At 38.5% G+C, this 25134-nt stretch carries 22 protein-coding genes and 1 pseudogene; 15 read left to right on the top strand and 8 right to left on the bottom strand.

Features of this window, described 5'->3' with window-relative positions; translation table 11 throughout:
• Positions 1-132 precede the first annotated feature (132 nt).
• Complete coding sequence (locus AC07M3_RS00870) at positions 133-1026, bottom strand: LysR family transcriptional regulator (protein WP_092705899.1); 894 nt, start codon at positions 1024-1026, stop codon at positions 133-135.
• Positions 1027-1183: 157 nt separating this feature from the next.
• Between AC07M3_RS00870 and AC07M3_RS00875 the strand changes: the two genes are divergently transcribed.
• From AC07M3_RS00875 to AC07M3_RS00900, 6 genes are all read left to right on the top strand, one after another.
• Entirely contained in the window at positions 1184-2035 is an 852-nt protein-coding gene (locus AC07M3_RS00875; RefSeq protein ID WP_092705898.1) for an aldo/keto reductase, read from the top strand.
• 19 nt (positions 2036-2054) lie between these two features.
• Positions 2055-3104, top strand: coding sequence for an alpha/beta hydrolase (locus AC07M3_RS00880; RefSeq protein WP_092705897.1), 1050 nt, complete (start codon positions 2055-2057; stop codon positions 3102-3104).
• Between the two features lie 39 nt (positions 3105-3143).
• The gene (locus AC07M3_RS00885) at positions 3144-4280 is read left to right on the top strand and encodes a cupin domain-containing carboxymuconolactone decarboxylase family protein (protein WP_494566233.1); all 1137 of its coding nucleotides are present in this window, start codon (positions 3144-3146) and stop codon (positions 4278-4280) included.
• 16 nt (positions 4281-4296) lie between these two features.
• Positions 4297-5397: an alpha/beta hydrolase gene (locus tag AC07M3_RS00890; protein WP_092705895.1), complete on the top strand. Its 1101-nt coding sequence runs from the start codon at positions 4297-4299 to the stop codon at positions 5395-5397.
• 38 nt (positions 5398-5435) lie between these two features.
• The gene (locus tag AC07M3_RS00895; protein ID WP_494566234.1) at positions 5436-6641 is read left to right on the top strand and encodes a multidrug effflux MFS transporter; all 1206 of its coding nucleotides are present in this window, start codon (positions 5436-5438) and stop codon (positions 6639-6641) included.
• Between the two features lie 636 nt (positions 6642-7277).
• Positions 7278-7832, top strand: coding sequence for a TetR/AcrR family transcriptional regulator (locus AC07M3_RS00900; protein WP_494566235.1), 555 nt, complete (start codon positions 7278-7280; stop codon positions 7830-7832).
• Between the two features lie 141 nt (positions 7833-7973).
• Here AC07M3_RS00900 and AC07M3_RS00905 read toward each other — a convergent pair whose 3' ends face one another.
• Positions 7974-8384 (bottom strand): YybH family protein, encoded by a 411-nt coding sequence (locus tag AC07M3_RS00905; protein ID WP_174746296.1) that lies wholly within the window; start codon positions 8382-8384, stop codon positions 7974-7976.
• An 82-nt stretch (positions 8385-8466) separates the two neighbouring features.
• Entirely contained in the window at positions 8467-9060 is a 594-nt protein-coding gene (locus tag AC07M3_RS00910; protein WP_092706136.1) for an NAD(P)H-dependent oxidoreductase, read from the bottom strand.
• Between the two features lie 192 nt (positions 9061-9252).
• Here AC07M3_RS00910 and AC07M3_RS00915 point away from each other — a divergent pair, with 192 nt between their 5' ends.
• On the top strand, positions 9253-10149 hold the full coding sequence (locus AC07M3_RS00915; protein WP_092705891.1) for an AraC family transcriptional regulator: 897 nt from the start codon (positions 9253-9255) through the stop codon (positions 10147-10149).
• Positions 10150-10214: 65 nt separating this feature from the next.
• Positions 10215-10328 (top strand): annotated as a pseudogene (locus AC07M3_RS00920) (TetR/AcrR family transcriptional regulator); the annotation flags it as partial.
• A gap of 158 nt (positions 10329-10486) precedes the next feature.
• Here the strand turns inward: AC07M3_RS00920 and AC07M3_RS00925 are convergent.
• Positions 10487-10888 carry a MarR family winged helix-turn-helix transcriptional regulator gene (locus tag AC07M3_RS00925; protein ID WP_092705890.1) on the bottom strand — a complete coding sequence of 134 codons (402 nt, stop codon included), beginning with the start codon at positions 10886-10888 and terminating at the stop codon, positions 10487-10489.
• Between the two features lie 125 nt (positions 10889-11013).
• Between AC07M3_RS00925 and AC07M3_RS00930 the strand changes: the two genes are divergently transcribed.
• On the top strand, positions 11014-11490 hold the full coding sequence (locus AC07M3_RS00930; RefSeq protein WP_494566236.1) for a GNAT family N-acetyltransferase: 477 nt from the start codon (positions 11014-11016) through the stop codon (positions 11488-11490).
• Positions 11491-12054: 564 nt separating this feature from the next.
• Positions 12055-14151, top strand: a complete 2097-nt coding sequence (locus AC07M3_RS00935) for a TonB-dependent receptor (protein WP_494566237.1) — start codon at positions 12055-12057, stop codon at positions 14149-14151.
• A gap of 53 nt (positions 14152-14204) precedes the next feature.
• On the opposite strand, the gene AC07M3_RS00940 is transcribed toward AC07M3_RS00935, so the two are convergent.
• The 3 genes from AC07M3_RS00940 to AC07M3_RS00950 form a co-directional block, all read right to left on the bottom strand.
• Positions 14205-15548, bottom strand: a complete 1344-nt coding sequence (locus AC07M3_RS00940; RefSeq protein ID WP_494566238.1) for a PepSY-associated TM helix domain-containing protein — start codon at positions 15546-15548, stop codon at positions 14205-14207.
• Between the two features lie 301 nt (positions 15549-15849).
• Positions 15850-17814 (bottom strand): multicopper oxidase family protein, encoded by a 1965-nt coding sequence (locus AC07M3_RS00945; RefSeq protein ID WP_494566239.1) that lies wholly within the window; start codon positions 17812-17814, stop codon positions 15850-15852.
• Between the two features lie 42 nt (positions 17815-17856).
• Entirely contained in the window at positions 17857-19425 is a 1569-nt protein-coding gene (locus AC07M3_RS00950) for a tyrosinase family protein (protein ID WP_494566240.1), read from the bottom strand.
• A gap of 639 nt (positions 19426-20064) precedes the next feature.
• On the opposite strand from AC07M3_RS00950, the gene AC07M3_RS00955 reads away from it, so the two are divergent.
• The 4 genes from AC07M3_RS00955 to AC07M3_RS00970 are packed head-to-tail and all read left to right on the top strand — an operon-like array spanning position 20065 to position 23349.
• Entirely contained in the window at positions 20065-21084 is a 1020-nt protein-coding gene (locus AC07M3_RS00955) for an ABC transporter substrate-binding protein (protein ID WP_494566241.1), read from the top strand.
• 2 nt (positions 21085-21086) lie between these two features.
• Complete coding sequence (locus AC07M3_RS00960; protein ID WP_494566242.1) at positions 21087-22097, top strand: FecCD family ABC transporter permease; 1011 nt, start codon at positions 21087-21089, stop codon at positions 22095-22097.
• A complete protein-coding gene (locus AC07M3_RS00965; RefSeq protein WP_017390800.1) occupies positions 22094-22858 on the top strand; it encodes an ABC transporter ATP-binding protein in 765 nt (254 codons plus the stop codon). The genes AC07M3_RS00960 and AC07M3_RS00965 overlap by 4 nt, the downstream gene beginning before the upstream one ends.
• Positions 22855-23349 carry a GNAT family N-acetyltransferase gene (locus tag AC07M3_RS00970; protein ID WP_494566898.1) on the top strand — a complete coding sequence of 165 codons (495 nt, stop codon included), beginning with the start codon at positions 22855-22857 and terminating at the stop codon, positions 23347-23349. Before AC07M3_RS00965 ends, AC07M3_RS00970 begins: the two co-directional genes overlap by 4 nt.
• On the opposite strand, the gene AC07M3_RS00975 is transcribed toward AC07M3_RS00970, so the two are convergent.
• The gene (locus tag AC07M3_RS00975) at positions 23344-24132 is read right to left on the bottom strand and encodes an AraC family transcriptional regulator (RefSeq protein ID WP_494566243.1); all 789 of its coding nucleotides are present in this window, start codon (positions 24130-24132) and stop codon (positions 23344-23346) included. The genes AC07M3_RS00970 and AC07M3_RS00975 overlap by 6 nt on opposite strands.
• Before the next feature lie 98 nt (positions 24133-24230).
• On the opposite strand from AC07M3_RS00975, the gene AC07M3_RS00980 reads away from it, so the two are divergent.
• Complete coding sequence (locus AC07M3_RS00980; RefSeq protein ID WP_494566244.1) at positions 24231-25040, top strand: sulfite exporter TauE/SafE family protein; 810 nt, start codon at positions 24231-24233, stop codon at positions 25038-25040.
• The last annotated feature ends 94 nt before the right edge of the window (positions 25041-25134 follow it).

The raw sequence follows: 25134 nt of genomic DNA on the forward strand, positions 1-25134 counted from the left end.
TCTCTAAACGGGACAGTATTATTAAGTTGATATTTAAGAATTTCCTTAATTATGTAATTTAATGAAAAACAATAATTAATTAAATATTTTCTAGCCAAACTATACATTTGTGCCTGATATTTACAGTTAAAATTACAGTCGTAATGCTTCTACTAATAACCGAAATAAGGGTGAAGACTCACGACGGCTCGGGTAATACATGTAGTAACCTGAATAACTCATGTCCCAATCTTTTAATACCGTCACAAGATTACCTTTTTGTATTTCGGCCTCAACCATAATTTTCGGTAGCCAGACAATCCCTAACCCATCTAAACCTGCTTTTAACTGCAATCTGGCATGACTAACAACCATTGAAAACTCGGGAGATAGCGTTTGAATTTCTGAGTTTTGCTGAGAGTTTTTAAACTCCCATGATTGAATACGTTCATGACTGGGTAAGCGCAATCCAATACATCGATGTTGGTGTAGATCATCAGGAATTTGAGGAGCGCCGTATGTGTGCAAATAGGCGGGCGAAGCCAGAGTCATCATTTCTAATTCATGACTAACTTTAACCGAGATCATATCTTTATGGACATTTTCTCCCAATCGAATCCCAATATCGTAGCGATCCTTAACAATATCCGTAAAGGCATAGTCCATGGTCAGTTCAAGTTGTATGTTGGGATGGTCATGTGAAAATTTCGATAATTTATCCCATAATAAAAAGTTGAGACTTATCTCGGTTCCATTAATTCGTAACTTGCCGCGGGGTGAATCCCGAAATTCATTCAAGTTATAGAGCTTTTGTTCAATGCCTGTGATGAGAGGTTCAATATCATTAAGAAGTTGCTCACCTTCTTGTGTGAGGGAAACACTTCGAGTTGTTCGATTCAATAGTTTAATGCCAAGCCTTTGTTCAAGCATTTTAAGCGTATAGCTTAAGGCAGATTGGGATACACCTAATTGTCCCGCTGCTTTGGTAAAGCTCCTTGTTTGAGCAACAATAATAAAAGATTTTAAATCATCTAAATTTTCAGACATGCGGCACCTCGAAAATACTATTTTTTTTGTTAATAGAATTTTATTAATCAAAAATTCATATAAATGTAATCGAAATTGCCTAGCTAATACATTCCTTATTGTCGAGTTATAGTTATTTTTTAACCAATACCTTGTATGTACGTGGTGAGAGATAACGATGAAAACAGTTCGATTAAATAATGATGTTGAAATGCCTCTTGTTGGTTTTGGCGTGTTTCAAATGACAGATCCTGTGGAATGTGAACAAGCTGTATTACATGCGATAGAAGCAGGCTATCGACTGATTGATACGGCAGCCTCTTATCAAAACGAAACGCAAGTGGGTAATGCACTTCGCCAAAGTCAAATCGCTCGTGATGAATTATTTGTCACCACAAAGTTATGGTTACAAGATGCCAGTTATGAAGGCGCAAAAGCACAATTTGAACGTTCATTGAACCGTTTGCAGCTGGATTATCTTGACCTTTATCTCATCCATCAACCAATTGGTGATGTGCATGGCGCATGGCGAGCAATGGAAGAGTTATATGCTGAAGGTAAAATCCGTGCAATTGGTGTCAGTAATTTTCATCCTGATCGTTTAGCCGATCTTATCGCATTTAATAAGGTAAAACCTGCGGTCAATCAAGTTGAAGTCAATCCATTTAACCAACAATTGCATGCTGTGCCATGGATGAAATCTCGTGATATTCAACCAGAAGCATGGGCACCTTTTGCTGAAGGCCGTAATAATTTATTCAATCAACCTGTACTGGTAACGATTGGGCAGAAATACGGTAAGTCTGTAGGACAGGTGGTTTTACGTTGGTTATTTCAACGAAATATTGTGTCTTTAGCCAAATCTGTGCGCAAAGAACGCTTGCAAGAAAATATCGATATTTTTGATTTCGAATTATCAACTGAAGATATGACCCAAATTGCAGCAATGGATACAGCAACCAGCGCATTTTTCTCACATCGTGATCCAGCCATGATTGAGTGGTTAGCCCATCGAAAAATAGATGTATAAGTTTAGATGAGGAATGATGATGAAAATTTTAAATACCATTTTAATGTCAGCAGTAATTACGACTTCTGGTGCTGCTTTTGCAGCAGATAAAAAAGATAACCCCTTTGGCCTCGTGTATGGCGGTGCAATTACTAAAAACGCTAAAGGGCAAGTCAATATTCATCCTGTGACTTATAAGCTTAATGGTTTGGATATTGTTGCCAATGTTTATACCCCAGCTAATTATGATGCCAATAAGAAATATCCCGCAGTTGTAGTGGCACACCCAAATGGTGGGGTCAAAGAACAAGTTGCTGGATTATATGCACAACGTCTAGCTGAACAAGGTTATATCACTATTACGGCCGATGCTGCTTATCAAGGTGGTAGTGGTGGTCAACCGCGTAGTGTAGATAAACCCGCAAATCGTATTGAAGATGTGCATGGCATGGCAGACTTTATTACCCAATATGCAGGTGTAGATAGTCGCCGTTTAGGTTTACTTGGAATCTGCGGTGGGGGTGGCTACTCCTTGGCAGCAGCGGAAACGGACAAACGTTTTAAAGCAGTGGCTACCTTAAGTATGTTCAACTCAGGACGAGTTCGCCGTAATGGTTTTGCAGATTCTCAGTTAGACACGATTCAACAGCGTTTAAAACAAGCCTCTGATGCTCGTGCTCAGGAAGCGGCAGGAGGTACGGTTCTCTATGCAGGTGATGCCGATATGACTGATGAGCAGATTGCCAAATTACCATTTGAGATGTATCGCCAAGGTTATGAATATTATTGGAGAACACATGCTCATCCAAATTCGACTTTTAAATATACCATGAGCAGTTTGCTTGATCTGATGCGTTGGGATGCAACCGATCAAATCGAGTTGATCAATCAGCCCTTATTAATGATCGCAGGAAGTAAGGCCGATAGCCTTTATATGACTGAAGATGCTTTTGCAAAAGCCACAGGCACAAAAGATAAAACCTTATTCAAAATTCCAAATGCGACGCATATCGAAACATATTGGAAGCCTGAATATGTCAAACAGGCAATGGGTCAGTTGACCGCTTTCTATAGCAAAAATTTGAAATAGAAAACTTTGTGATTTGCATATTATAGGATGATAGGAAATATGATGAAAAATCAGGTGAATGCCTTACTTGTAATGAGTTCTCTTTCGGGAATGGTCTGGGCTGAAGACAAGATAGAACAGCAGATTACTCGAGCAGAGCAGCTTGCTATTCAATCTGCTACAGACAATAACTTTTCAGGTAAAGCTGAATTTTCACGTTTCCCTGTAATGCCTTCCAAAGGTAATGTTGCTCCTGCGATTGTTAGTTTTGAAACAGGAGCTATCACTCACTGGCATACACATCCTCATGGTCAATATTTAATTGTGACTGAGGGCGAAGGGCGTACACAGGAATGGGGTAAGCCTATTCAAACCATTCATAAGGGAGATGTGATCTGGTGTCCACCCAATGTTAAACATTGGCATGGAGCAAGTGAACATAGCCCAATGTCGCACATCGCCATGAGTCCTGTGGCTACCGATGGCAAAAGTGTTACATGGTTAGAAAAAGTAAATTTAACTGATGCTAAACCAACATCAGAATCTTCCAAAAACAGCAAATCAGTAGTGTTAAATCAAAAACAATTAAGTTTGATTCCAATTGCTGCATTTACTGCAAGAGGAGATATTGAAAAACTCAAGCCAGCACTAGTTAGTGGGTTGAATAGTGGTTTAACGGTCAATGAAATTAAAGAAGTATTTGCGCATCAATATGCTTATGCAGGTTTTCCACGCGCGTTAAACGGGATGCTAACTTTTAAAAGCCTACTTGAAGAGCGTGAGAAAAAGGGTATCAAAGATACACAGGGCGCAATGCCAAGCACTTTACCAAGTAATACCGATTATTATCAGCTTGGTATAGAACGACTCGCTTATCTGAATAACACCTCTATCGAAGACAATTCAAAACCGCTGTTCGATAATTTTTCACCTACGATGGATCACGCTTTGAAAGCCCATTTGTTTGGTTATCTGTTTAGCCGAGATAACTTGCCTCCTTTAGAACGTGAATTAGTTGTTGTGAGCACGCTATCTGCGTTAGGAGATGTTAATGCGCAATTACGTTCGCATTTAAGAATTACTCAAAATCTTGGTGTAGATGCTACTCAAATGCAGAAAATTATGACGACTTTACAGCAAGCCGTGGGCAATGATTTGGCAAACAATGCTCAAAGTGTTGTACAGCAATTAAAATAATTGAGATGAGAAAGAAATGATGAATACCAACTCGATGTTCGGCAAAGTGCTGCTCTCAATCTGTATTGCGGCTTCAATTTCAGCCTGCTCAATCAACCCTCTGCAATCAAATATTTTAAAGATTGCCCAGCAAGGTAATTTTGCAGCGGGTGGGAAAGTGATCCAAACTGCGGGTCAATTTGATGATAAACAATTGTTTACCCCTCAAGGTCAAACTTTGCATGGTGACCATGCTTCAGTATTTTATCAAATTCCCGAAAATGCCCGTCCTCATCCACTGGTTTTTTTACATGGTGCAGGCCAGTCGGCCAAAACATGGGGAACTACCCCCGATGGTCGAGAGGGATTTCAAACAATTTTTCTACGTCAGAATTTCCCGATTTATGTAGTAGATCAGCCACGCCGTGGACAAGCAGGCCAATCGACTGTAGCGGCGGAACTACCTGCAACGACTAACGACCAAGCTTGGTTTAATATGTTTCGTATAGGGCAATATCCTAATTTTTTTAATGGTGTACAGTTTTCAAAAAATCCAGAAGCTTTAAATCAATATTTCCGTCAAATGACTCCAAATACTGGAGCTTATGATGAACAAGTAATTAGCGATGCAATGGTTGAGGTTTTGAAGAAATCGGGAGATGCCGTACTCATTACCCATTCACAAGGTGGTGGACCAGGTTGGTGGACAGCAATCAAATCTAGTCAGGTTAAAGGCATCGTGGCGTATGAACCAGGCAGTGGTTTTGTTTTTCCTGAAAATGAACTGCCTGAGCCGATGTCGAGTGCTACAGGAACATTGGCTCCGACCCCTGTAAAAATGGCACAGTTCGAGAAGCTGACCAAAATGCCAATCATTATTTATTATGGCGACAACATTCCCACTGAAAAAAATGGCTATGCAGGCCAGCAAAATGCAGGGCAAGACAATTGGCGTGTGCGTTTAAAAATGGCACAGCTTTGGGTTGATAAGATTAATCAACATGGTGGACATGCTCAATTAGTCCATTTGCCAGAAATTGGTATTTATGGAAATACTCATTTTCCTTTTTCTGATCTAAACAACGGACAAATTGCACAACTGCTTTCAGAATGGCTTAAGCAAAATAAACTGGACTAATTCATTTTTATCTAAGCAAAATTTATAGAGTTTCTCAAATGCCAACATCATCTGCCCCCATCTCACATTCTAAAAACACCATACAGACCTCAAGTTGGTTCTTTATGATGATTTTAGGTGCATTAATGGCATTTACGTCACTTTCTACAGATATTTACTTACCAGCCATGCCACAAATGGCACATGAATTAAATGGGAATGTTGAGCTGACAGTTACAGGGTTTCTGGGTGGCTTCGCATTGGCGCAGTTAATATGGGGCCCAATGAGCGACCGTATCGGAAGGAAGATTCCTTTATTCATTGGCATGATTCTTTTTGTAATTGGTTCAATTGGTTGTGCATTATCACAATCAATTGAACAGATCGTATTTTGGCGAGTTTTTCAGGCTTTTGGGGCATGCACAGGTCCTATGCTTGGTCGCGCTATGATTCGAGATTTGTATGCTCGGACCCAAGCTGCTCAAATGCTTTCAACTCTAATGATTATTATGGCAATCGCTCCGATTGCTGGGCCATTATTAGGTGGGCAAATCATTAAGTTTAGTACGTGGCATAGCATTTTCTGGTTGTTAGCAATGATTGGTGCAGTAATGTTTATATCGTTATTCTTTTTGCCCGAAACTCATGCTCCCGAAAAAAGAACCACGACTTCAGTGCTGAATACGTTTAAGAATTACCGTCAGTTACTCGGTAATAGGCAGTTTATGCGTTATACATTGTGTGTGACATTTTTCTATGTTGCTGCTTTTACTTTTATTGTTGGCTCACCCTTCGTTTATATTTCTTTTTATGGCGTAGATGCACAACATTATGGCTGGTTATTTGCGATTAATATCATTGGGGTGATGGGATTGAGTTTTGTAAATCGAAACTTGGTCAAACGATTTAGCCTCGATCAATTACTCAAATTTACCACTGCAATTGCCATGTTAGCGCTATTAACCCTTTGCGTTTTGTTCTATGCCCAAATAGGCGGAATCTATAGCATTATTGCAATGGTTTTCGTCTTCTTTTCTATGAATGGCATGATTGCAGCTAACTCAACAGCAGCAGCACTAGATGGTGTACCTGAAATGGCTGGTTCGGCATCAGCACTGATTGGTTCATTGCAATATGGAAGTGGAATCATTTCTTCATTATTACTTGCATGGCTATCTACGGGCACACCTACGACCATGATTGTCATTATGACAATTTTTACAGTACTGAGTGCAGTAATGGCGTTTATTCCTCATAAACACTAATTAAATTACTGTTGTAAAAGTAAATTGTTAAGCCATTATTTAAGGTTTTTCTTAATTGTGTAATTTAATGAAAAACAATAATTAATTAAATATTTTCTAGCCAATATCACATTGACACCTTAAATATTGAAGATTACCATTTGCATACTGGCCTACATTGCCAGTCGGTTGTCGCAGACCGCATGTAATACCGCATCAGAATTATTCCTTTCTGAGGGATAGTTTTGTGTGTAAGCTCCTAGTCTCCTCCCGTAGCGGTAGGACGGGAGAGGGACACCCACGGGTGTGCTTGTGTATTACCAAGTCTGCGAACCCTCTTTCGTTCTGCCACCATAATTTCTAATGTTTTGGCAGAACTCCCAATAAAAAGGAGTTGGCTTTGTACATTCATCATTTCTTGGCAGCCATTGCCAAAAGCTATAACGATACAACTTAAATCATATTATCAGCTTGATTACCTTTAGGGTTTTCAGGCTTTAAGTCATTACGGCTCAAAAACTTGCATCAACAATAAAACTTGAGATGTGCCAAGCACAGTCTTTGTGGCTTTGCTATGCCTTTTATTTGCTAAAAAAGAGCGAAGAAATTTATATCTCATTTATATACAACAAGAATTTATTTTATAACGGTAAAACTATGCCACATTCAGATCTCCCATTTCGTGCTTTAAGCGTGCTTCATACATCCCGTTATCTTTTTAACAATTATGGCTTTCATAATGTCGGGGTAGACCGAATTATTGAAACTGCAAAGATGCCGAAAGCCACGTTTTATAACTATTTTCACTCAAAAGAAAGGCTCATTGAAATGAGTCTAACTTTTCAAAAAGATGGACTTAAACATGAGGTCATTTCGATTATCTATGTTCAAAAAGAATTAACCGTAATTGAAAAACTTCGCAAAATTTACTTTTTACATGCAAATTTGGACGGGCTTTATCATTTGCCATTTAAGGCCATTTTTGAAATTGCGAAAACACATCCAAAGGCTTATCAGGTCGTCATTGATTATCGAAACTGGCTGATCAATGAAATTTATAATTTACTTTTAACAGCTAATGTAGATGCTTCAAAGCCAGATGCCCACATGTTTTTGTTTGTGATTGATGGGGCAATGGTTCAGCTTTTAGATGTAAATAGCGTGGATGACAGGGAAAGGTTGCTAGATTATTTTTTGGCACAGACTATGTAATTCTTTGATTATATTGCTATAGTTTTTTATCCAAAATTTAGTTTTGGTCATTAAGATAGTTGTTTAAAATGCACAAGCCTTTATAAAAAAAAGGTTTGTGCAACAAAGTGCGGATCAAATAATTTTCTGTTCAAATGCAACTCAGGCGACAGGACTAATCTTAGATGTGCAATATCGTGCAATTTGCCACTTTCCATCTGCTGATTTACTTAGCAGGAATAACTCATGATATTTCGCTTGGGTTATAATGCCAGTTGATTTGTTTGTCTCTGTACCCTCAGTGGCGCTTCGAACAAAGGCCCAGTCAGCACTGGTTTGCACGACTTCTTTAATTTCATAGGCCATATCAAAGCCGACTTCATTAAAAACGTTAGGATAGACTATTGCAAGCTCATCCTTGCCCACAGCCGCTGGCATTCCAGGTCCCATTAGGACACCTTCATTTGCGTATGTTGCTATCACAGCTTCGACATCTGCACGATTGAAGGCGGTCAAATAAGCTATCGCTGTCGCTTCAATTGCGACCAGTTCTTCATTAGATACTTCGCTCATTAGGAATCCTCTAAATATTTTTAATTGGTTAAATATTCCACACTATGAGAGTGTAGCGATATATTTTTGGTTTCATTGGAAATTAATCAAAAATTTGGATGAGTTTCTGTTTTAGAGTCTCGATATCTTTGCTAACTTGTGGATCTTTAAATACATCAAAGAATGAAAATGTTGGTAATACTTCAACACCACAAAATTTGTAGTTTGATGTATTGTGAATAAAGACATCATCAACCGATCTACCATCAAATAACTTTTGCTCAGAGTTATCAAAGGCCTCTTGTGGTGCATTCCAAGTTAGCGATAGCATATATTTTTTGCCAAAGAGCTTTCCACCTGTACCATATTGCTTAGATGGATCATTTCGAGTACGTCCGTCGTCGGCTAAGAAGGTTCCTTGTTTTAAACCTTCAGTAAAAACTTCATCAACATATTTTTTATAGATCCAAGGTGAACCAAACCAATACACAGGAGATTGAGTAATAATCAAATCAGCCCATAAGTGTTTATTCACTTCTTCGTTGATATCATAGCCTTTTTCAACATGAGTAAGCTGAATTTCACACCCTAGATTGGTCATCGTTTCTTTCATGATTTCAACTACTGAATTATTTAATGTACCAGTAGAAATACCTTCATAGAATTGATGTGTATTAATAATCAATACTTTCTTCATCAGACTTTGCCTAATTTTATTCGCATAAATTAAGGCATTAGTTTGCATGGAAGAACGTCAATCTTGATTGCCAAATCTGCTTTAATTCTTGCCTAATATGATGAGGAGCGACAAAAAAATAAATAATCAATTTTTAATCTGTTAATCTTAAATAGGATATTGAAATCCTGATTTTATGATCATAGAGTAAAAATGAACAAGTCCAGTGTACATAGTTATCTCATATCTTTAGTTAAAGATATTGCTCAAAACGACGGCGATTACAATACAGAGCTTCCGATATTGGCGATAGCTCGGCGTAGTACAGTCACTGATCCAATGCCTTGTATCTTTGGCCTAGGTTTAGGTGTAACAGTACAAGGTGGAAAGAGCGTAACACTTGGAGAAGAGGTTTTTGAATATGGCTCTGGACAAGCACTTATTAATTCGATTGATTTACCAGTTGTATCTTATGTAACGGAGGCCACAATAGCAGAGCCGTATTTAGGGTTGCGTTTGGATCTGGATGCAAATTTAATTGTGCAAATTGCTACGGAAATGGATGCTTCAAGAGCTTGCAAAGGTGGCTGTTCAAGAGCGATGTCGATTGTAAAGTTAGATGATGAATTACTTGATGCTTTAACACGGTTAATTAAACTTTTAAATGAACCAAAAAAAATTCCATTTATTGCGCCATTAATTCAACGAGAAATTATTATCAGGTTACTAGACGGAGAGCATGGACCTATGCTCCAGCACCTCGCAACTGTAGGCTCACCTAGTCAACAAATTTCCAAAGTCATTGCTTGGATTAAATTAAACTATACAAATAATATTTCAGTTGATGAATTAGCAGCAAAAGCACACATGAGTTCATCTACTTTTAGGCAACATTTCCGGACCATTACAGGGTTAAGCCCTTTGCAATATCTAAAAAATTTACGTCTGCAAGATGCACGGCATTGGATGCTATATGAGGATATGGATGCGGGTAGTGCTGCTATACGTGTTGGTTATGAAAGTGTTACTCAGTTTAATAGAGAGTATGCTCGAATGTTTGGGGAACCACCGCTCAGGGATATAAAACGTATGCGTAATCTAAATAATTGAATTAATAAATATGGTTTTTCATTGTGTTGGTATTGATCAAATTGTTGAATCTGCAAAAGTACCAAGATGGACACATAGTCTTATTTGTGATTGATGGGGCAATGGTTCAGCTTTTAGATGTAAATAGTGTGGATGACAGGGAAAGGTTGCTAGATTATTTTTTGGCAGGGTTTGTGTAAATTAAAGTTTGACGCAACAGTTGGAAACAATGCAAGAGAGCTGAATATTTCTTAGGTTTTCTATCTTCGTGTTACTGAATCCAAATTTTCTATAAACCGACTTAAGCCCTTTAATGGGCTTAACATTCTAACTTCTCTAGTGAGTTAGAACTTTTTAACTAAATTTTATTTAATATATCCATTAAAACTGATATCTGATCTTTGCCGATTTTATTTTCAATTTCTTGTTGAACTTTCTTCCAGTGAGGATAAGAGTCTTTCAATAATTGATGGCCTTCTTGCGTTAGCTTTAAGGTAACTTCTCTTTGATCGCTTTCTCCGGGTAATAACTCAACCAATTTCATTTTAGCTAGAACCTTTACATTCCTTCCCATTGTAGATCGTTCTAACTCCATCATTTTGGCCAAAGTCGAAAGGCTAATCGGTTCCATTCTTTTAATCATTGATAAAAGCGAAAATTGGGTAATATTAATTCCAAACTCGGCGAGAGCAGTATTGTATTGATGGCTTAAGCGTCGTGAAGCACTACGTAGAATGGCGCTGTAACAAGGTAAAATCATAATTTCAGTTGCTTTTATCAAGTTAAATCTATTTTGCCACAAAGCGTAATTCTTGTAAGGAGTATATATTTTTACTAATATGCGGGTATATACCCGTATTTTTTAGTTCTTATGGTGTTTGAAAAATGAAAATTGTTGAATATACAAATAAGTATCAGGATGAGGCGATTAATCTAATTTTGAAAATTCAAAATGATGAGTTTAAAGTAGATATACAATTAGATGAACAACCTGATCTGCTTGATATCACAAGATATTATATTCAATCTGGAGGAAATTTCTGGTTAGCTTTAAATGACCAAGATGAAGTTGTTGGCACCTTGGGACTCCAAGCCTATGATTCCAAATCAGCAATTTTGAAAAAATTCTTTGTTAACTCAGAGCTAAGAGGGGAAAAAGTTGGAAAGGCTTTGTATGATGAACTTATAGCATTTGCTCAAAACAAGAAATTTGAAACGATTGTTCTTGATACTCCTTCAAAGGCCACTAGATCGCATAAATTTTATCGACAAGCTGGTTTTATAGAAATTGCAAAAAGTGATCTTCCATTTAACTATATTTATCCAGATCGAGACTCTTTAATTTTTCTGCTTAAGCTTTAAATTTTAATAATCAGAAAGACTGCATTTAAGAAAACGCTAATGATTTGAATGAAATTATGTTATTTTCCGGCTTACATTGATGAGAATAAGTTTTCATGTACCGGTTTGGGATCATAATAGGCTTGCTAGCAATATTGCTACAGAACTTTGTGTTCTGGCAAAGCCTATTGCCCAATGAAATGCATCAGCAGTTGGTATGTGCTCAAATTGTAGAAGTAATGCACCATTCTAAAATGAGCTCGGAACCACATTCATCTCATCATCTATCAACGCATGTAAATAAAAAAATTTCAAACAAGAGCGCTCAACACGATTCAAGCCCAAGCTGCCATTTTTGTTATTTGTATAGTCACATTGCAACAATTGATGGCTTCAAATTATCTCTGTTTGAAATTGGAGTGACTGTTCGCTTAATCATCTTGGCAACCCTCACTTATATATTATTTTATTTACGGCGTTTATTTCTCTCGCCCCAAGGCCGCGCTCCACCTCAACAACTATGTTTTGCTTAATTGGTTAATGGGTACAGATAAGTCCCTCATTCATTACTAAACAGAGTTTGTCATGTCTAAATTTTTACTCAATCCACTTGCGTGGAGTATCTTGTTTGCTCAATTTTCGATGTCGGCAATGGCACAAAGCCAATCTCATGGTCAGACGACTGAATTAGAGAAAATTACGATTAAGGCTGAAGATGTTGCCGAGACTTCCTTTTCTTCAACAGGATTAACTCAATTTGAACACAGCTTATTGAGTGTTCCATTTACCAAGTCTCATGTGTCGGCAGAAGATATTAAGAACAATAATATTCAGCGGGTGAGTGATGCGTTATCACGAGTGAATGGGGTGGTTTATCAGGATAGTTATGGTGGAGGTTTCTGGGACAACTACTCATTTCGTGGTTTTAGTACTGATCCAAATATGGGAACCAGCTATTTACGTAATGGTTTGAGTTCTTTAAGTGGCATCCATACTCCAAGAGACATGGTCAATGTCCAAGCAATTGATTTCTTAAAAGGGCCAATGGCTGCCATGTATGGACAAGGTGCTATTGGTGGCATTATGAATATTACGACTAAACAACCCGAGTGGACACAAAAAAATGAGGTGAGCTTAAGTGGTAGTACCTTAGAAGAATATCGGGCTTCTCTAGACAGTACGGGAGCATTAAACGATGCACTGGCTTATCGCTTGGGATTGGCTTATGAAAATAACCAGAGTTTTAGAGATCATGTCGATAGTCAGCATTACTTTGTTGCTCCACAGCTCGCATGGAAAATATCGGATCAAACACAATTAAATCTCGACACCGAGTTTTCAGAACATCAAGGTGTATTTGACCGTGGTATTCCGATGGTTAATGGGCAGTTTGTTGTCAACAAGAAGACCTTTTTAGGCGAACCATCGGATGGTGACATTAAGGTTAAAGATCAGATGTATCAGTTACGTTTGAATCACCAATTCAATGAAAATTGGAATAACACCACTGCTCTTAGCTATAACCATGGGGAGCGGGCAGGAACCTCAACTGAAATTTCAAGCATTGCCGCAGATGGACAAACCGCAAACCGTTTTAGACGTTACCGTCAATTTGAAACAGATACATTTCAGCTTCAGTCAATTCTGCGCGGGAAGTTTAATACGGGGGCGGTAAAGCACGAACTCGTTGCAAATGTTGAGGCTGGCCACTACACCATAGATCAAATTCAACTGCGTAATGCTGTGGGTACATCAAGCCCGATTAATATTTACAATCCAGTATATGGGCAAAATATTTTAGCGCTGGCTAGAACCACAAAAAACTCTAAAGAAACTCAAAATATGCTGGGAGTAAATTTACAAGATCAGATCTTTTTAAATCCTCAATGGAATGTACTGATTGGTGGACGTTTTAATCGTCTGGAACAACAAATTGATGATTATAAATCAGGTCTTTCTGATCAACAGGACTTTACGCCGTTTAGTCCACGCGTGGGTGTGAATTACCAGCCTACGGCAAAGCTTTCCTTTTATAGCAACTGGGGTAAAGCTTTTGAGTTAAATACGGGACTCAATAAAGACAATCAACTTTATGACCCAGAGAAAACTCAAAGTTGGGAAATTGGAGCCAAATACGAGTATCTACCGCAAAGCTGGTTGGGTTTAACTTATTTTGATTTAGATAAACAACATCTATTGACTGAAGGTATTACCGATACTTATGTAGATAGTGGCCGTGTACAGAGCCATGGTGTAGAAGTCGAGTTAAAACATCAATTCAGTGATCATCTTCGTGTGGGAGCTAATTACACTTTTACAAAGGCTTCTGTCATTGAAAGCGAAGTTGATACAAAAGGTGCTCGTCTTAAAAACATTCCCAAGCATACCGCAAATTTAAATGCGGACTACCAGTTTGAACTATTGGGCAGAGAAGCGGGCTTGGTAGGAACGATCAACTATTTTGGCAAACGCAGTGCGAACTACATAGATAATGGAACCAGTTTGCCAGAATTTACGGTGGTGAATGTTGGGGGCTATGTACAAGTTCGTCCTGATCTGCGGGCGCAATTAAATATTGATAACGTGTTCGATAAGGATTATTACGTTTCGAGCTATACCGATGAATGGGTACAACCCGGAGAGCCGTTAAAGGCAACTTTATCTTTGACTTGGAACTTTTGATTAAAAAAGGAGTTAGGCAAAATTTGAGTCTAACTCCTTAATCAAATGAAGATTTATGATTTAGAAGGAATATATTTACGCATTGCAAGAAAGAATACCGTAAATAATATGCTAAAACCGAACACAGGTAAGCTGAGCCCTAAGACAATGCCAGCCAGCATTAACAATACTTTTTGTGGGTCAGTTGCACGCTTCCAAATAAATAAGCTTTGACCAATAAAGTGAGTTGTCATGAGTTTTAAATTTGAGTTTTTAAACGCAGCCGTATATGCATAAATAATCATGATACACAGCGCAAGCGCGTAAAGAGCCAGTACCAGTTGGTTTATCCAGCCAAATAAAATACCAATATGCGCATCAACTCCCCAACGAGTCAGCTTAGCAACCAGTGAGTAATCTTTAAAAGCAAGTTGATCGATGACTTTGTGTTGTTCCATATCAATTGCGATGCTATCAGCTTGAGTTGGCCATTTACGCTGAATTTCGGCTACTGTCCAAGCTTGATTTCCACTGGTAGGTGGTTTGATTTGTATTTGTGCCGCATCAATGCCATGTGCTCTGGCCATTGAGAGGACCATATCGTACTCACCTGACACAATATTTAAATTAAGATTTTCACTGTGTGGCATCTCGTGATGTTCATGATGCATGACTGTAGGTAAATTATCTGTCTGAAGAGAAGTTGCTAATGTTGGGGTTTGCCAGTTGAGCCATTGGCGAGCAACCCGAATATTATCTCCAGCCCACTCGGACCATGTAAGACCCGTAATGGCAATGAATAATAAAAGTGGAAATAAAACTAAACCAAGCGCGCTATGCCATCTTAATAATTTATTTTTTTGTGTTTGCCTGATTTTAAGATTTTGACGGCGCTTCCACCAATTATACAGTCCAGTTAAAGTCAAAATGGCTAACCAACTTGCTGCTAGTTCACTATAAAAACGACCCCATTTCCCTAGTAATAAGTTGCTATGTAATTGGTCGAGCGTAGTTCGAAACCGTAGAACTCCACTGGTCCCATAGACAGCTAGGTGGCCTTTGGCTTGAAGGGTAAAAGGATCAATGAAAACAGCTTCACTGGTAAAATGATGGATTGGGTCTGAGAAAATGACACGAGTTGTCTGATCAGAGCTTGGGGCTGGTCTAACTTCAATTACCTGTGCAGACTTGGGCATTACTTGCTTTGCGGCTTCAATTTGCTGACTGAGCTTATATTGCGCTTGGTTCAATGGCTCAACATATAGAACATCTTTATAAATAGCTTGTTCAAGTTGAGGTGTAATTGCATAGAGTAAACCGGTAAATGCCGCGATTAATATAAAGGGTGCAATAAAAATACCAGCATAAATATGAATTAAACGATAAAGACTACGCCAGAAGGATGAATGGGTCAGCATCAGAAGATAATGTCTATCAGGTGTTGGGCGGATTATAACGACTTATTTCTCTTAATGTTGATTGAGCTGTAACCGCTATTAAATTATTTGAGTGGCTCATATGCAGACAAATTGGCCTAACAATTAAACAGTTTTTATTGCTTGGTAAATTTTATACATTTTTTTTATTACTATTTAAGACCTTATTTGATAACTCTACAACTTACGATTCAAACTATTTTGCTTCTTTATTAGTATTAATAAAACCGCTTATATTAAAATAAGCGGTTTTATTAGAATAAAGTTTTATTGCAGTCCAAAACTAGTGATGGCCTTGTGAAACGCCACCATTCCCATCAGGAAGACTAATTCGAATATTTTGCATCATGCCTTGATCTTCATGATCCAAAATATGGCAGTGCAATACAAAGTCACCGATGTATCGTTGGTACTTGGTTCTCACAATGACTTTATAACTGGCTCCTTGTACGTTTTTAACCCAGATTGTATCTTTCCATGTACCTTTTAGACCACGATATTGTGGGTCAGGAGCAGCCGTTTTGTCATAGTCATCAACGGCATTTATATCACTGACATCTTTACCGTTAGGGTCATACACTGCTACCACTTGAAATGGGTTTACATGAATATGAAATGGGTGGCTGGCTAATTTAGAGGTGAGTATCCATTCATCGGTTTTGCCTAACTCGAGCGTACGGTCAATTCGGTCTGGTTTGTATGGTTTTCCATCCACCTGAAACTGAGTTGGATTAGCCTTAGTATCAATATTAAATTCTAAAAATTGTCTATTCGATGTTGCTGGTAAATCCTGATGAGGAACAAAATGACTAAGCTTGAGATTTTGTTGTAAATCTTGAAGAACTGCGGGACGCATATCTGGGGCAATATTTCGGTATGCATTATTGCTTAAAGCCGTTGTTAAAGACTGCATTGCAGAGCTGGCTTTATTGACTTGAACTATACCGAGTAAGTGTTTCTGTGAAAATGTACGGTCCACGTTAGCCGAAGCCGAAGCCGCTTCATCAATTAAACAATAACGACCTTCTTGAGGGAATTGAATTAATGCATCGTAACGATAACCCGGTTGAAAGACGGTTACTGTTTTGTCCATAACTTGTTTGAGGGTTAGACCGTCGGCTGCGATGATGTGTTGACTCACAATAGGTCCTGTACAACTCTCACTTAATAATTTCTTTTCACCCATTGGTGTCAAATTGAGTTTGGATGGAATATTTTGCATTTGACGAACGCTCAGGTTGATACTGTCGCGTACACCTGCATGTACCATTCGCCAACGCTCAACTTGTCCTGCAACCGCTTGAGTGATGAAGGGTTGAACTTCTCCATTGATGCTCGTATATCGTCCTGATTTTCCCCAATCGCCAGGGCCAAAACCTTGATAATCTCTAATTTCACCAATTTGATTGTTTTGGCAAATATAGTTGCCATTTTGATCGGTTTCGATTTTTCCGTTAGCATCGTAGCAAGCATACTGGATTTGCTGAAAAACCAACGTTCTTTCTTTAAACCCGTAAGTGAGTAAATCTAAATCACCTGTCTTATTTTGGGTAGGCTGGCGATATCCACGAATGATTAAAGCGCCTGCCATACCACTTGCAACTTGAATTGCGGTTGAACCATGTCGATGTGGATGATACCAAAACGTTCCGGCTGGATGATCGGGCGGAATGTTGTATTCGTATTGGAAATTAACACCCGGATTAATCGAAATTAAAACGTTATCACTATTTCCGGCTGGGTTAATCCATAAACCATGAGTGTGCATGTTAGTGCCATCAAAACAATGTGGTTTATTCACATCAAAATGATCGCCAGTACAACTTGGGTCCTTAGGAAATTTTTTGTGAGTAATCGGGTCTATATCAAGTTGATTATCTAAATTTGCCCGTACAGTTTCTCCGGGAAATACTTCAATCGTCGGAGCAATATAAGGTGTATTGGGTTGCGTATTTGTACCTTGATAACTACGTAAAACAACTTCGTCATAACGATTTGTCGCTGGGTTCCATAGTCTGTTCCTCGTTTTTTTAACTTCCCAAGTAAACAATGCCTCATTTGAAGATTGCATTTGCGGTGCATTTGTTAATGACATAGTAGGATTCGGTGCGGCAAGTAATGCAACATGATTACGCGCAACAGCCATATCGGGTGGGTCTTCTAATACACGTTCAGAAGAATCATTTGCTGATACACACCAACTCACTAAAGTTAGGGGCGTACATAATATTAAATGAGCTATTTTCATAATGAATATAGGCCTGAAAAGATCAGGCCTCTCCCTTAATTATTATTTTGTCGTTTCTAAGCGAACTTGAGAGATACTAAGTCCTTGAGAGCTTACTTTTTCTTTCACTTGATCAAGCGTTAAATCAGTAGCAACAAACTGAACTTCTAAGTCTTCAGCAGGCATGCCTAATTGCTTAACCTGATCGCTGACTTGATAGACCAGTTGTCCCATAGCGCCATTACTCGAGTGTTCGCCGTGTCCATGATCTAGTACACCGAAATAGTTAATTGTAGAGACGTAAACCTTTTGCTCAGGTTTATTTTTAGGATATAGATAAATCTTATAGGTTAGATTTGGAGTACCAATCATTTGAACATTGTCTAATATTAAATAGGTTTGTCCCGATGAGAGCGTTGTTTGAGAAAGTTGACTAGAGTTTTTTAAGAAAGTCGCAGTTTGAGGGTCTAAGGCTACTTTTTGAGTTACACCCATAAGTTTAATGGTTTTATTGCTGCTGACTGGTTTATGATTCATTTTAAATAAGTTTGATTTTCCTGCACTTTGACTACTCATGACAGGTGCTTCAACTTTACAAGCATTTTCATTGGTATATCGCACTGGGATTTTACCAGGGGTGAATACATCAGCAATGGTCATGGTGACTTTGTTGCCGTTTTCATCTGCAAATGTATATCGAGTGTCATACCAACTATCTGGCATACCTAAATTTTTCTTTGCCCACTCAAGTGTAATCGGTTGCCCATTCGCTTTTTTATTTAGCCAGCACTGCCACAAACGGTCTATATTGGCATGGTGCATATAAAATACGGGGTCTAAACCTGCAATAGGCACAAACCCCATATCTGGTAGCACACAGTTTTTACCGACTGCACAGTGCATTATCCCATGAGGTTGAGATTGTAACTGTTTCGAAAACCATTGAAAATTATCAGATTTAAATGCTTGAGCAGCGCTGGCATTATCTGGATCTATGGCGCTGATGTTGGTATTTAAACCTGGGGTACGGAACTGATCATATAAAGTACCTGCTTGTTTACCGCGGACCAATTGAGGCAGTGCTAACCCTTTACCATTAGCCGCTTTTTCTTCGTAATAGTCCCAATAAGGAAGGGAGTAATTTTGCCCCACATATTTACGTACTGTTCGCTCGTAAAAATAAAGCATCATACGGTGCCACGGTAAGAAGTTTAGATTGTCGTAAGTTGGAGTGCTATGTTGGCAGGTGCCCCAAACTTCGTCGGTAAAGCCATCATTTGGGACTGTTGAATTTTGAATATGTTTATAGTAACTGTCACATACTGCTTTACTATATATCTGTAAGCACTGTGGCATACGGTATTGATTAACATAATAATCTTTGTCTGTTGCATGTGTACCTGTGCCAAAATAGCCATGCGTATTGGCCCAGTAATTAAAGCTTGTACGAAACTCGGGTGATAAGGGGGGAGCATTATTATTTGCCCGCATTTTTTCCAAACCTTTTTGTAATGCACTTACTTTAGCTGGATCTTTTGCAAACTCCGTCGCACTCATTCGTAGTGAGTCAGCATGGGTTGTTAAGCTCATGCTAAATAATAGAGTGCCTAAAATATAATAATTTCTCTTCATGATTTTAAATCCTTGTCATGTTTAATGTTCTTATATTTGATTATTTGTAATGTATGAATTTACCCTTGGTTTGGATAATTCTTAACCTAATCTAGCATATAAAATAGTTTTTATTAAAGTTTTATATTTAATATTAATAATGATGAAAGTTAATTTTATATCCTGTAATTTTTTAGAAAAACTTAATTATTTAATATTTTGTTTTTATTGAAATTTAAAAGATAGTTAAAATAAAGTTAATTATATTTTTGTGTAATGTATTTTGTTTTTTTAAATTTATAGGTCTAAAGTCTCATTATTATCTAGAATATTAAAGCTAAAACCCTCTGATTAAATTTAAATATTGGAAAGTGAGTAATTTTATTTGAACGGTTGTAAAGAAAATTCTAAAGAATTTAGAAATGACTATCTATCTTCTAAGTTTTAAAAATCACAATCACATGATTATTAAGTTTATTTTGTAATTCTGGCATTTTTATTGCTTAATTACTCCTATCTTCAGTACAACACTTGATTTGACTGCCGTATTACTTATGCTTCAAATATTCTTGATCACTTATAGTGTGTTTTTCACATGAAAAATGCACCAAATAGATACATCTTTTTATTTTGCACTGTATTTGTGCATTGGGTACTGTAATGAAGTTTTTGGTTTCAATACTCACTTTACTCATTCTATTTGGATGTTCTTCAGCTGAACAAAAGGCAAAAACACAAGAAAAGTTAGGGGCTCATTCGATATGTGTTTTTGATAGTACAAATACAAAAGTCTGTGTAGATAAACCAGCACAAAGAATTGTTTCTTTGTTTGAGTCGGGCTTAGATGGTCTCTACATGCTAGGGCAAGGCCATAAAGTGATTGGTATACCGGCTGAGGTGTACATACAGCCTTTACTATTTAATGCCTATTCAAAAATAGATAAGCGAATTGCCAATAGAGAGCTTGCTACACCTTCGCAAGGTGCAAATGCCACCAATATTGAAAGTCTCGTGCTGTTAAAACCAGATCTGGTGATTGTGGGGAGTGGCCAAACTCAGACGATTGAATTATTAAGGCAGTTTGGCATTGCTGTATATGTCATGGAGTCCAGTACCTACCAGCAAGTGAAAGAAGAACTTTCTGAAATTGCTGTTCTGAGCGGTGCCCAAAAACGTGCCCAAGAAATTTTAAGTTTTTCGGATGAAATTGTGGCGGAGGTCGCAGCAAAAACAGTACGTCAGCCAAATAAACAATCGATTTATTATGCATGGTCAGGAGGGCGAATTTTTTCTACTTCTGGACGTCAGTCTATTACTAACGATTTTATTGAGCTGGCGGGTGCTTACAATATTGTTCAGACCGACACCAACCAACCCAATGTAAACCCCGAAACATTAATTGAATGGAACCCAGACAATATTGTGCTTTGGAATACCAATCCAAAACTGATTTATGAACGAAAAGAATTACAAGGCTTAAGCGCTGTACAAAACCGTAAGGTCTTTAATTTGAGTCCCGCATTTATATATAACCCCCATACCATCAAAATCATTATTACGGCGATTTATTTGAATCATAGTATTTATCCTGAACAGTCGGATTTACCTGTAAGTGCTTTACAACAGCGTATTTTAACCGAGTTGTATGGTGAGCACCTTGCCAAAGCGTTGGTGCAATGAATATGCAAAAGCTGAAGTATTATTGGTTTTACCCGTTACCGTTCGTCATGATTTTTATCTCGTTACTCATAGGACCAACTCAAACATTGAGTGCATGGGACTATTTGCGGTGGGGTGTGCAAGCGGTCTTCGGTACACCATATTTTGATGCTGAACAATTTAGACTCATGCAAAACATTTTAGTGAATGTCAGGCTACCTAGAATTTTACTGACCTTTATGGTGGGTGCTGCATTAGCAACAGCCGGTAATGGCTTGCAGGCATTGTTTCGTAACCCATTAGTCGACTCTTATGTACTTGGTATTTCATCTGGGGCGGCGTTCGGTGCGGCTTTGGCACTTTCTTTAAATTGGCTTTCGCCCAATCTATCCGCCTTTATTTTTGGTGTTTGCGCCGTTGCCTTAACGTATTTATTTGCACATCAAAAACATGAAAGCCAGACGTCTTTAGTGATGGTAATTTTATCGGGCATGATTGTTTCTGGGCTGTTTTTGGCAGGACTTACAGTTATTCAATACTTAAGTGATCCATTTAAACTGCAAGCAATTGTGCAATGGACCATGGGCAACTTGCATCAGGCTTCTTGGCAAAAGGTTCAATATGCTGTGCTACCAATTTGTATTGGACTTGCTGGATTATTTGCTATGCGTTGGCGTTTAAACTTGATGGCACTTGGTGCTGAAGAGGCGCAGGCTGTAGGTGTTAACCCTCGGTGGGAACAGCTTCTTTTAATTGCTCTGGTGACCGTTTGTACATCAACTTCTGTTGCTGCGGCAGGCATTATTAGTCTATATGGACTCTTTATGCCGCATATTGTGAGAATGTTGGTTGGGCCAGACCACCGCTATAGCATTCCTGCCAATATGGTACTGGGTGGTAGTTTTCTACTCCTGATTGATAATTTTTCTCGGGTTTTACTTACCTTTGAAATACCGATTGGTATTTTTACCATGCTACTTGGCGCGCCATTTTTCTTATTATTAATGAAAACACAGAGGACTCATTGGGCATGATTCAAATTGATCAGTTAAATTATGCCTATGGGCACAAACAGGTTCTTAAAAATATTCATCTGGAATTTCCTGAAAATCAATTTTCAGTGATTTTAGGGCGTAATGGCTGTGGGAAATCAACACTTTTTAAATTGATGGCAGGCTTAGAACCCGTAAAAGATGGATTAATCCGTTACTCTGGAAAACCATTATCAGACTTTAAAGGGAAAGATCGGGCCGCATTACTCGGCTTTTTACCGCAGTTTCATAAAACCGTATTTCCATTTTTGGTTAAAGATGTCGTGATTACGGGACGTGCAGCTTTTAGCCGATATCGTCCTTCAAAGTCAGATTGGGAACGTGTTGACCAAGCTTTGCTTGATTTAGACATTGAGCATTTGCGTGATCGTCCTTATACCGAGCTATCGGGTGGTGAAAGGCAATTGGTCATGATTGCCCGTATTTTGGTGCAAGCACCGAAAGTCATTTTGCTTGATGAACCAACTAACCATCTCGATGTTTATTATCAGTCTTATTTAATGAAAAAATTGCGTCAGTTGTCGCGGCAAAATTTTACGGTGATTGCGATTATGCATGATCCAAACTTGGCTTTTTTATTTGCAGACCAGCTGTTTTTCATGCGCGAACATGAGGTAGTTAAGCCTGAGTCAAAAACTCGAATCACCGATCCGAAGTTTTTAAAAAGTGTCTATGATGTCGAGTTCCATGAAGCCATGATTCAAGACAAAACCATTGTTATCCCTGATCATTCTTGGCTATAAATATGACACTTCACTATCAGCTAGCCGACAAATCAGACTATGCATCTGCGGTAGAGTTTGCACTTTATACTAGACAGCTTTTATTCCCAGAAATCTATCATGGGCAAGTTCCCAAAGATTTAAAAAATTTTGGCCAATATTATGTCAATGATTCATTGGGCTGCTTCATTACCGTAAAAGATAAAAACCGCATTATTGGCACCATTGCATATCGGGCGTATGACCATCGTTTTGATCTAAATTTGCCATCTAAGACGGTAGAAGTGGTTAAGTTATTTGTATTGCCTGAATACCGCCGTAATGGCATCGCAACTCAACTATGTGACATGTTGTTTAGCCATGCAAAAAAGAATGGAATTGCCACTTTGTATTTGCATACTCATCCATTTTTGCCTGCGGCAGAAGAGTTCTGGGCGCTACAGGGCTTTGAAGTCATTAAACGGGAATGGATCGAGACGTATGACACCATTCACATGAGTAAATCTTTATAGCGTTTCATCATGCGTATGAAATCTTTTTAGAAAGTGGGTAGGCGGATAGCCCATAATTTTGATGAACATTGCTGTAAAAGCTGCCGAGTGTTCATAGCCCAAACTAAATGCAATTTCAGTAATCGAGATATTCTCTTTTAATGCATTTAAAGCATAGATGATGCAGACCCGATTACGCCAAGCCTGAAAGGAAATGCCAGTTTCTGACTTAAACCAGCGATGGAAAGTCCGTTCACTTTTATTATGATTATGTGCCCAATCTTTAGGGCTACTATGAATATCAGGGTGTTTCATAAACTCAGCACATTGTTTAGATAACAATTGATTGTGAGGTAGCGGAATAAACAGAGGCAGGGCTGGTGCAGCCTCTAATTCATATAATAAAAAATCAATAAGAGCGCCGTCACGGCCTGAATGCGAGTAATCAACAGGTAGCTGATTTGCCTGAATGAGCAGTTGATGAAGTAACGGTGATACTTGCACGACTTCGCAGTATTTTTCCTGTCTGGGGGCATTGCTGGCTTTTATATACAAACTATAAGTACTGACTTTAGATAGCCATACCCGATGTGGTTTGCCTGCGGGTATCCATACACCACTATATGGCAACACGAGCCATTGGCCATCTTCGGTTTCAACTTTCATGAGGCCTTCAGGTGCATATAAGAACTGAGCACGGCGATGGCTATGCGTATCTAATAAGGTATCAGCAGGATAATCTGATCCTAATGCTAGTACTGCTTGTGGTAGATGATCTACATCGTTAATTGGAATATTACGCATATATTTTTGGCTGAAAAGAATAAAAAGATGGCTTTTCTACGTTAGTTTGCCATAGAGCTATTTTATATCATGCCTCTATAAATATGAGGAAGATGATCATGCTATATGAGCTATTTTTATTTGGACTACTTTCGGGCGTAACCACTTGGTTATTTGGCTTTGGCGGCGGCTTTGTTGCTGTGCCTTTGCTTTACACCGTCATTATTCACAAGTGGGGCAATGAAAGCAGTGTTGGAATAGATGCTATGCAAATCGCCGTGGCCACATCAGCATTTGTCATGTTGTGCTCGGCAAGTTTTGCAACTTTTCGACACTATCGTTCGGGGCATATAGATTGGCAAAAGATCCGTTTTTTATGGGGTGGAATCGCACTTGGTGGAGTTATTGGTGCGGTAATGGCCTCATTGTTTAATGGAAATTGGCTTCGCTGGATATTTATGGGCTATGTATTCGTAACAGTTATTGATTGTTATTACCGACCTGGGTTTATGGTGGCATCAGTGCAAAAGCAAAACTATGGACAAAACAGTGAACTCATTAAAGGGGGAATTATTGGTTGGGTTGCGGCACTTTTAGGTGTAGGAGGAAGCGTAATGACAGTTCCTTTATTACGGCGGCGGGGTAGTTCAATGGCAGAGGCTGTGGCTATGGCAAACATTCTCACCTTACCGTTGTCTTTAACTGCAACGCTGACCTATTGTGTATTGTCATTTTGGCAATCTACATGGGCTCCCAACGGATTTATCGGTCTAATCTGGTTTGAAGCTGCCTTATTCTTAGTTGCGGGAACATGGATTGGGCTATATTTTTCAGAAAAATTTATTTCAAAACTACCTGATTTATGGCGGGCAAAGTTGTATCCGCTACTTTTAATCATAGTTCTACTGGTAATGCTTGTTGTAAATTGATTTTTTATTTCAATTGGTTAAAGAATAATTTTCTTAAATATCGAATCTCTAACTGCTCTAAAACTGCAAATTTTTATGTCTTAAATGGCTTTGA

Source organism: Acinetobacter sp. GW821-FHT09D10 (genome assembly GCF_059416285.1).

Excerpts from the sequence above, each read along its gene's own strand:
- AC07M3_RS00870 (WP_092705899.1), bottom strand. The coding sequence starts at position 1,026 with ATGTCTGAAAATTTAGATGATTTAAAATCTTTTATTATTGTTGCTCAA.
- AC07M3_RS00875 (WP_092705898.1), top strand. The coding sequence starts at position 1,184 with ATGAAAACAGTTCGATTAAATAATGATGTTGAAATGCCTCTTGTTGGT.
- AC07M3_RS00880 (WP_092705897.1), top strand. The coding sequence starts at position 2,055 with ATGAAAATTTTAAATACCATTTTAATGTCAGCAGTAATTACGACTTCT.
- AC07M3_RS00885 (WP_494566233.1), top strand. The coding sequence starts at position 3,144 with ATGATGAAAAATCAGGTGAATGCCTTACTTGTAATGAGTTCTCTTTCG.
- AC07M3_RS00890 (WP_092705895.1), top strand. The coding sequence starts at position 4,297 with ATGATGAATACCAACTCGATGTTCGGCAAAGTGCTGCTCTCAATCTGT.
- AC07M3_RS00895 (WP_494566234.1), top strand. The coding sequence starts at position 5,436 with ATGCCAACATCATCTGCCCCCATCTCACATTCTAAAAACACCATACAG.
- AC07M3_RS00900 (WP_494566235.1), top strand. The coding sequence starts at position 7,278 with ATGCCACATTCAGATCTCCCATTTCGTGCTTTAAGCGTGCTTCATACA.
- AC07M3_RS00905 (WP_174746296.1), bottom strand. The coding sequence starts at position 8,384 with ATGAGCGAAGTATCTAATGAAGAACTGGTCGCAATTGAAGCGACAGCG.
- AC07M3_RS00910 (WP_092706136.1), bottom strand. The coding sequence starts at position 9,060 with ATGAAGAAAGTATTGATTATTAATACACATCAATTCTATGAAGGTATT.
- AC07M3_RS00915 (WP_092705891.1), top strand. The coding sequence starts at position 9,253 with ATGAACAAGTCCAGTGTACATAGTTATCTCATATCTTTAGTTAAAGAT.
- AC07M3_RS00925 (WP_092705890.1), bottom strand. The coding sequence starts at position 10,888 with ATGATTTTACCTTGTTACAGCGCCATTCTACGTAGTGCTTCACGACGC.
- AC07M3_RS00930 (WP_494566236.1), top strand. The coding sequence starts at position 11,014 with ATGAAAATTGTTGAATATACAAATAAGTATCAGGATGAGGCGATTAAT.
- AC07M3_RS00935 (WP_494566237.1), top strand. The coding sequence starts at position 12,055 with ATGTCTAAATTTTTACTCAATCCACTTGCGTGGAGTATCTTGTTTGCT.
- AC07M3_RS00940 (WP_494566238.1), bottom strand. The coding sequence starts at position 15,548 with ATGCTGACCCATTCATCCTTCTGGCGTAGTCTTTATCGTTTAATTCAT.
- AC07M3_RS00945 (WP_494566239.1), bottom strand. The coding sequence starts at position 17,814 with ATGAAAATAGCTCATTTAATATTATGTACGCCCCTAACTTTAGTGAGT.
- AC07M3_RS00950 (WP_494566240.1), bottom strand. The coding sequence starts at position 19,425 with ATGAAGAGAAATTATTATATTTTAGGCACTCTATTATTTAGCATGAGC.
- AC07M3_RS00955 (WP_494566241.1), top strand. The coding sequence starts at position 20,065 with ATGAAGTTTTTGGTTTCAATACTCACTTTACTCATTCTATTTGGATGT.
- AC07M3_RS00960 (WP_494566242.1), top strand. The coding sequence starts at position 21,087 with ATGCAAAAGCTGAAGTATTATTGGTTTTACCCGTTACCGTTCGTCATG.
- AC07M3_RS00965 (WP_017390800.1), top strand. The coding sequence starts at position 22,094 with ATGATTCAAATTGATCAGTTAAATTATGCCTATGGGCACAAACAGGTT.
- AC07M3_RS00975 (WP_494566243.1), bottom strand. The coding sequence starts at position 24,132 with ATGCGTAATATTCCAATTAACGATGTAGATCATCTACCACAAGCAGTA.
- AC07M3_RS00980 (WP_494566244.1), top strand. The coding sequence starts at position 24,231 with ATGCTATATGAGCTATTTTTATTTGGACTACTTTCGGGCGTAACCACT.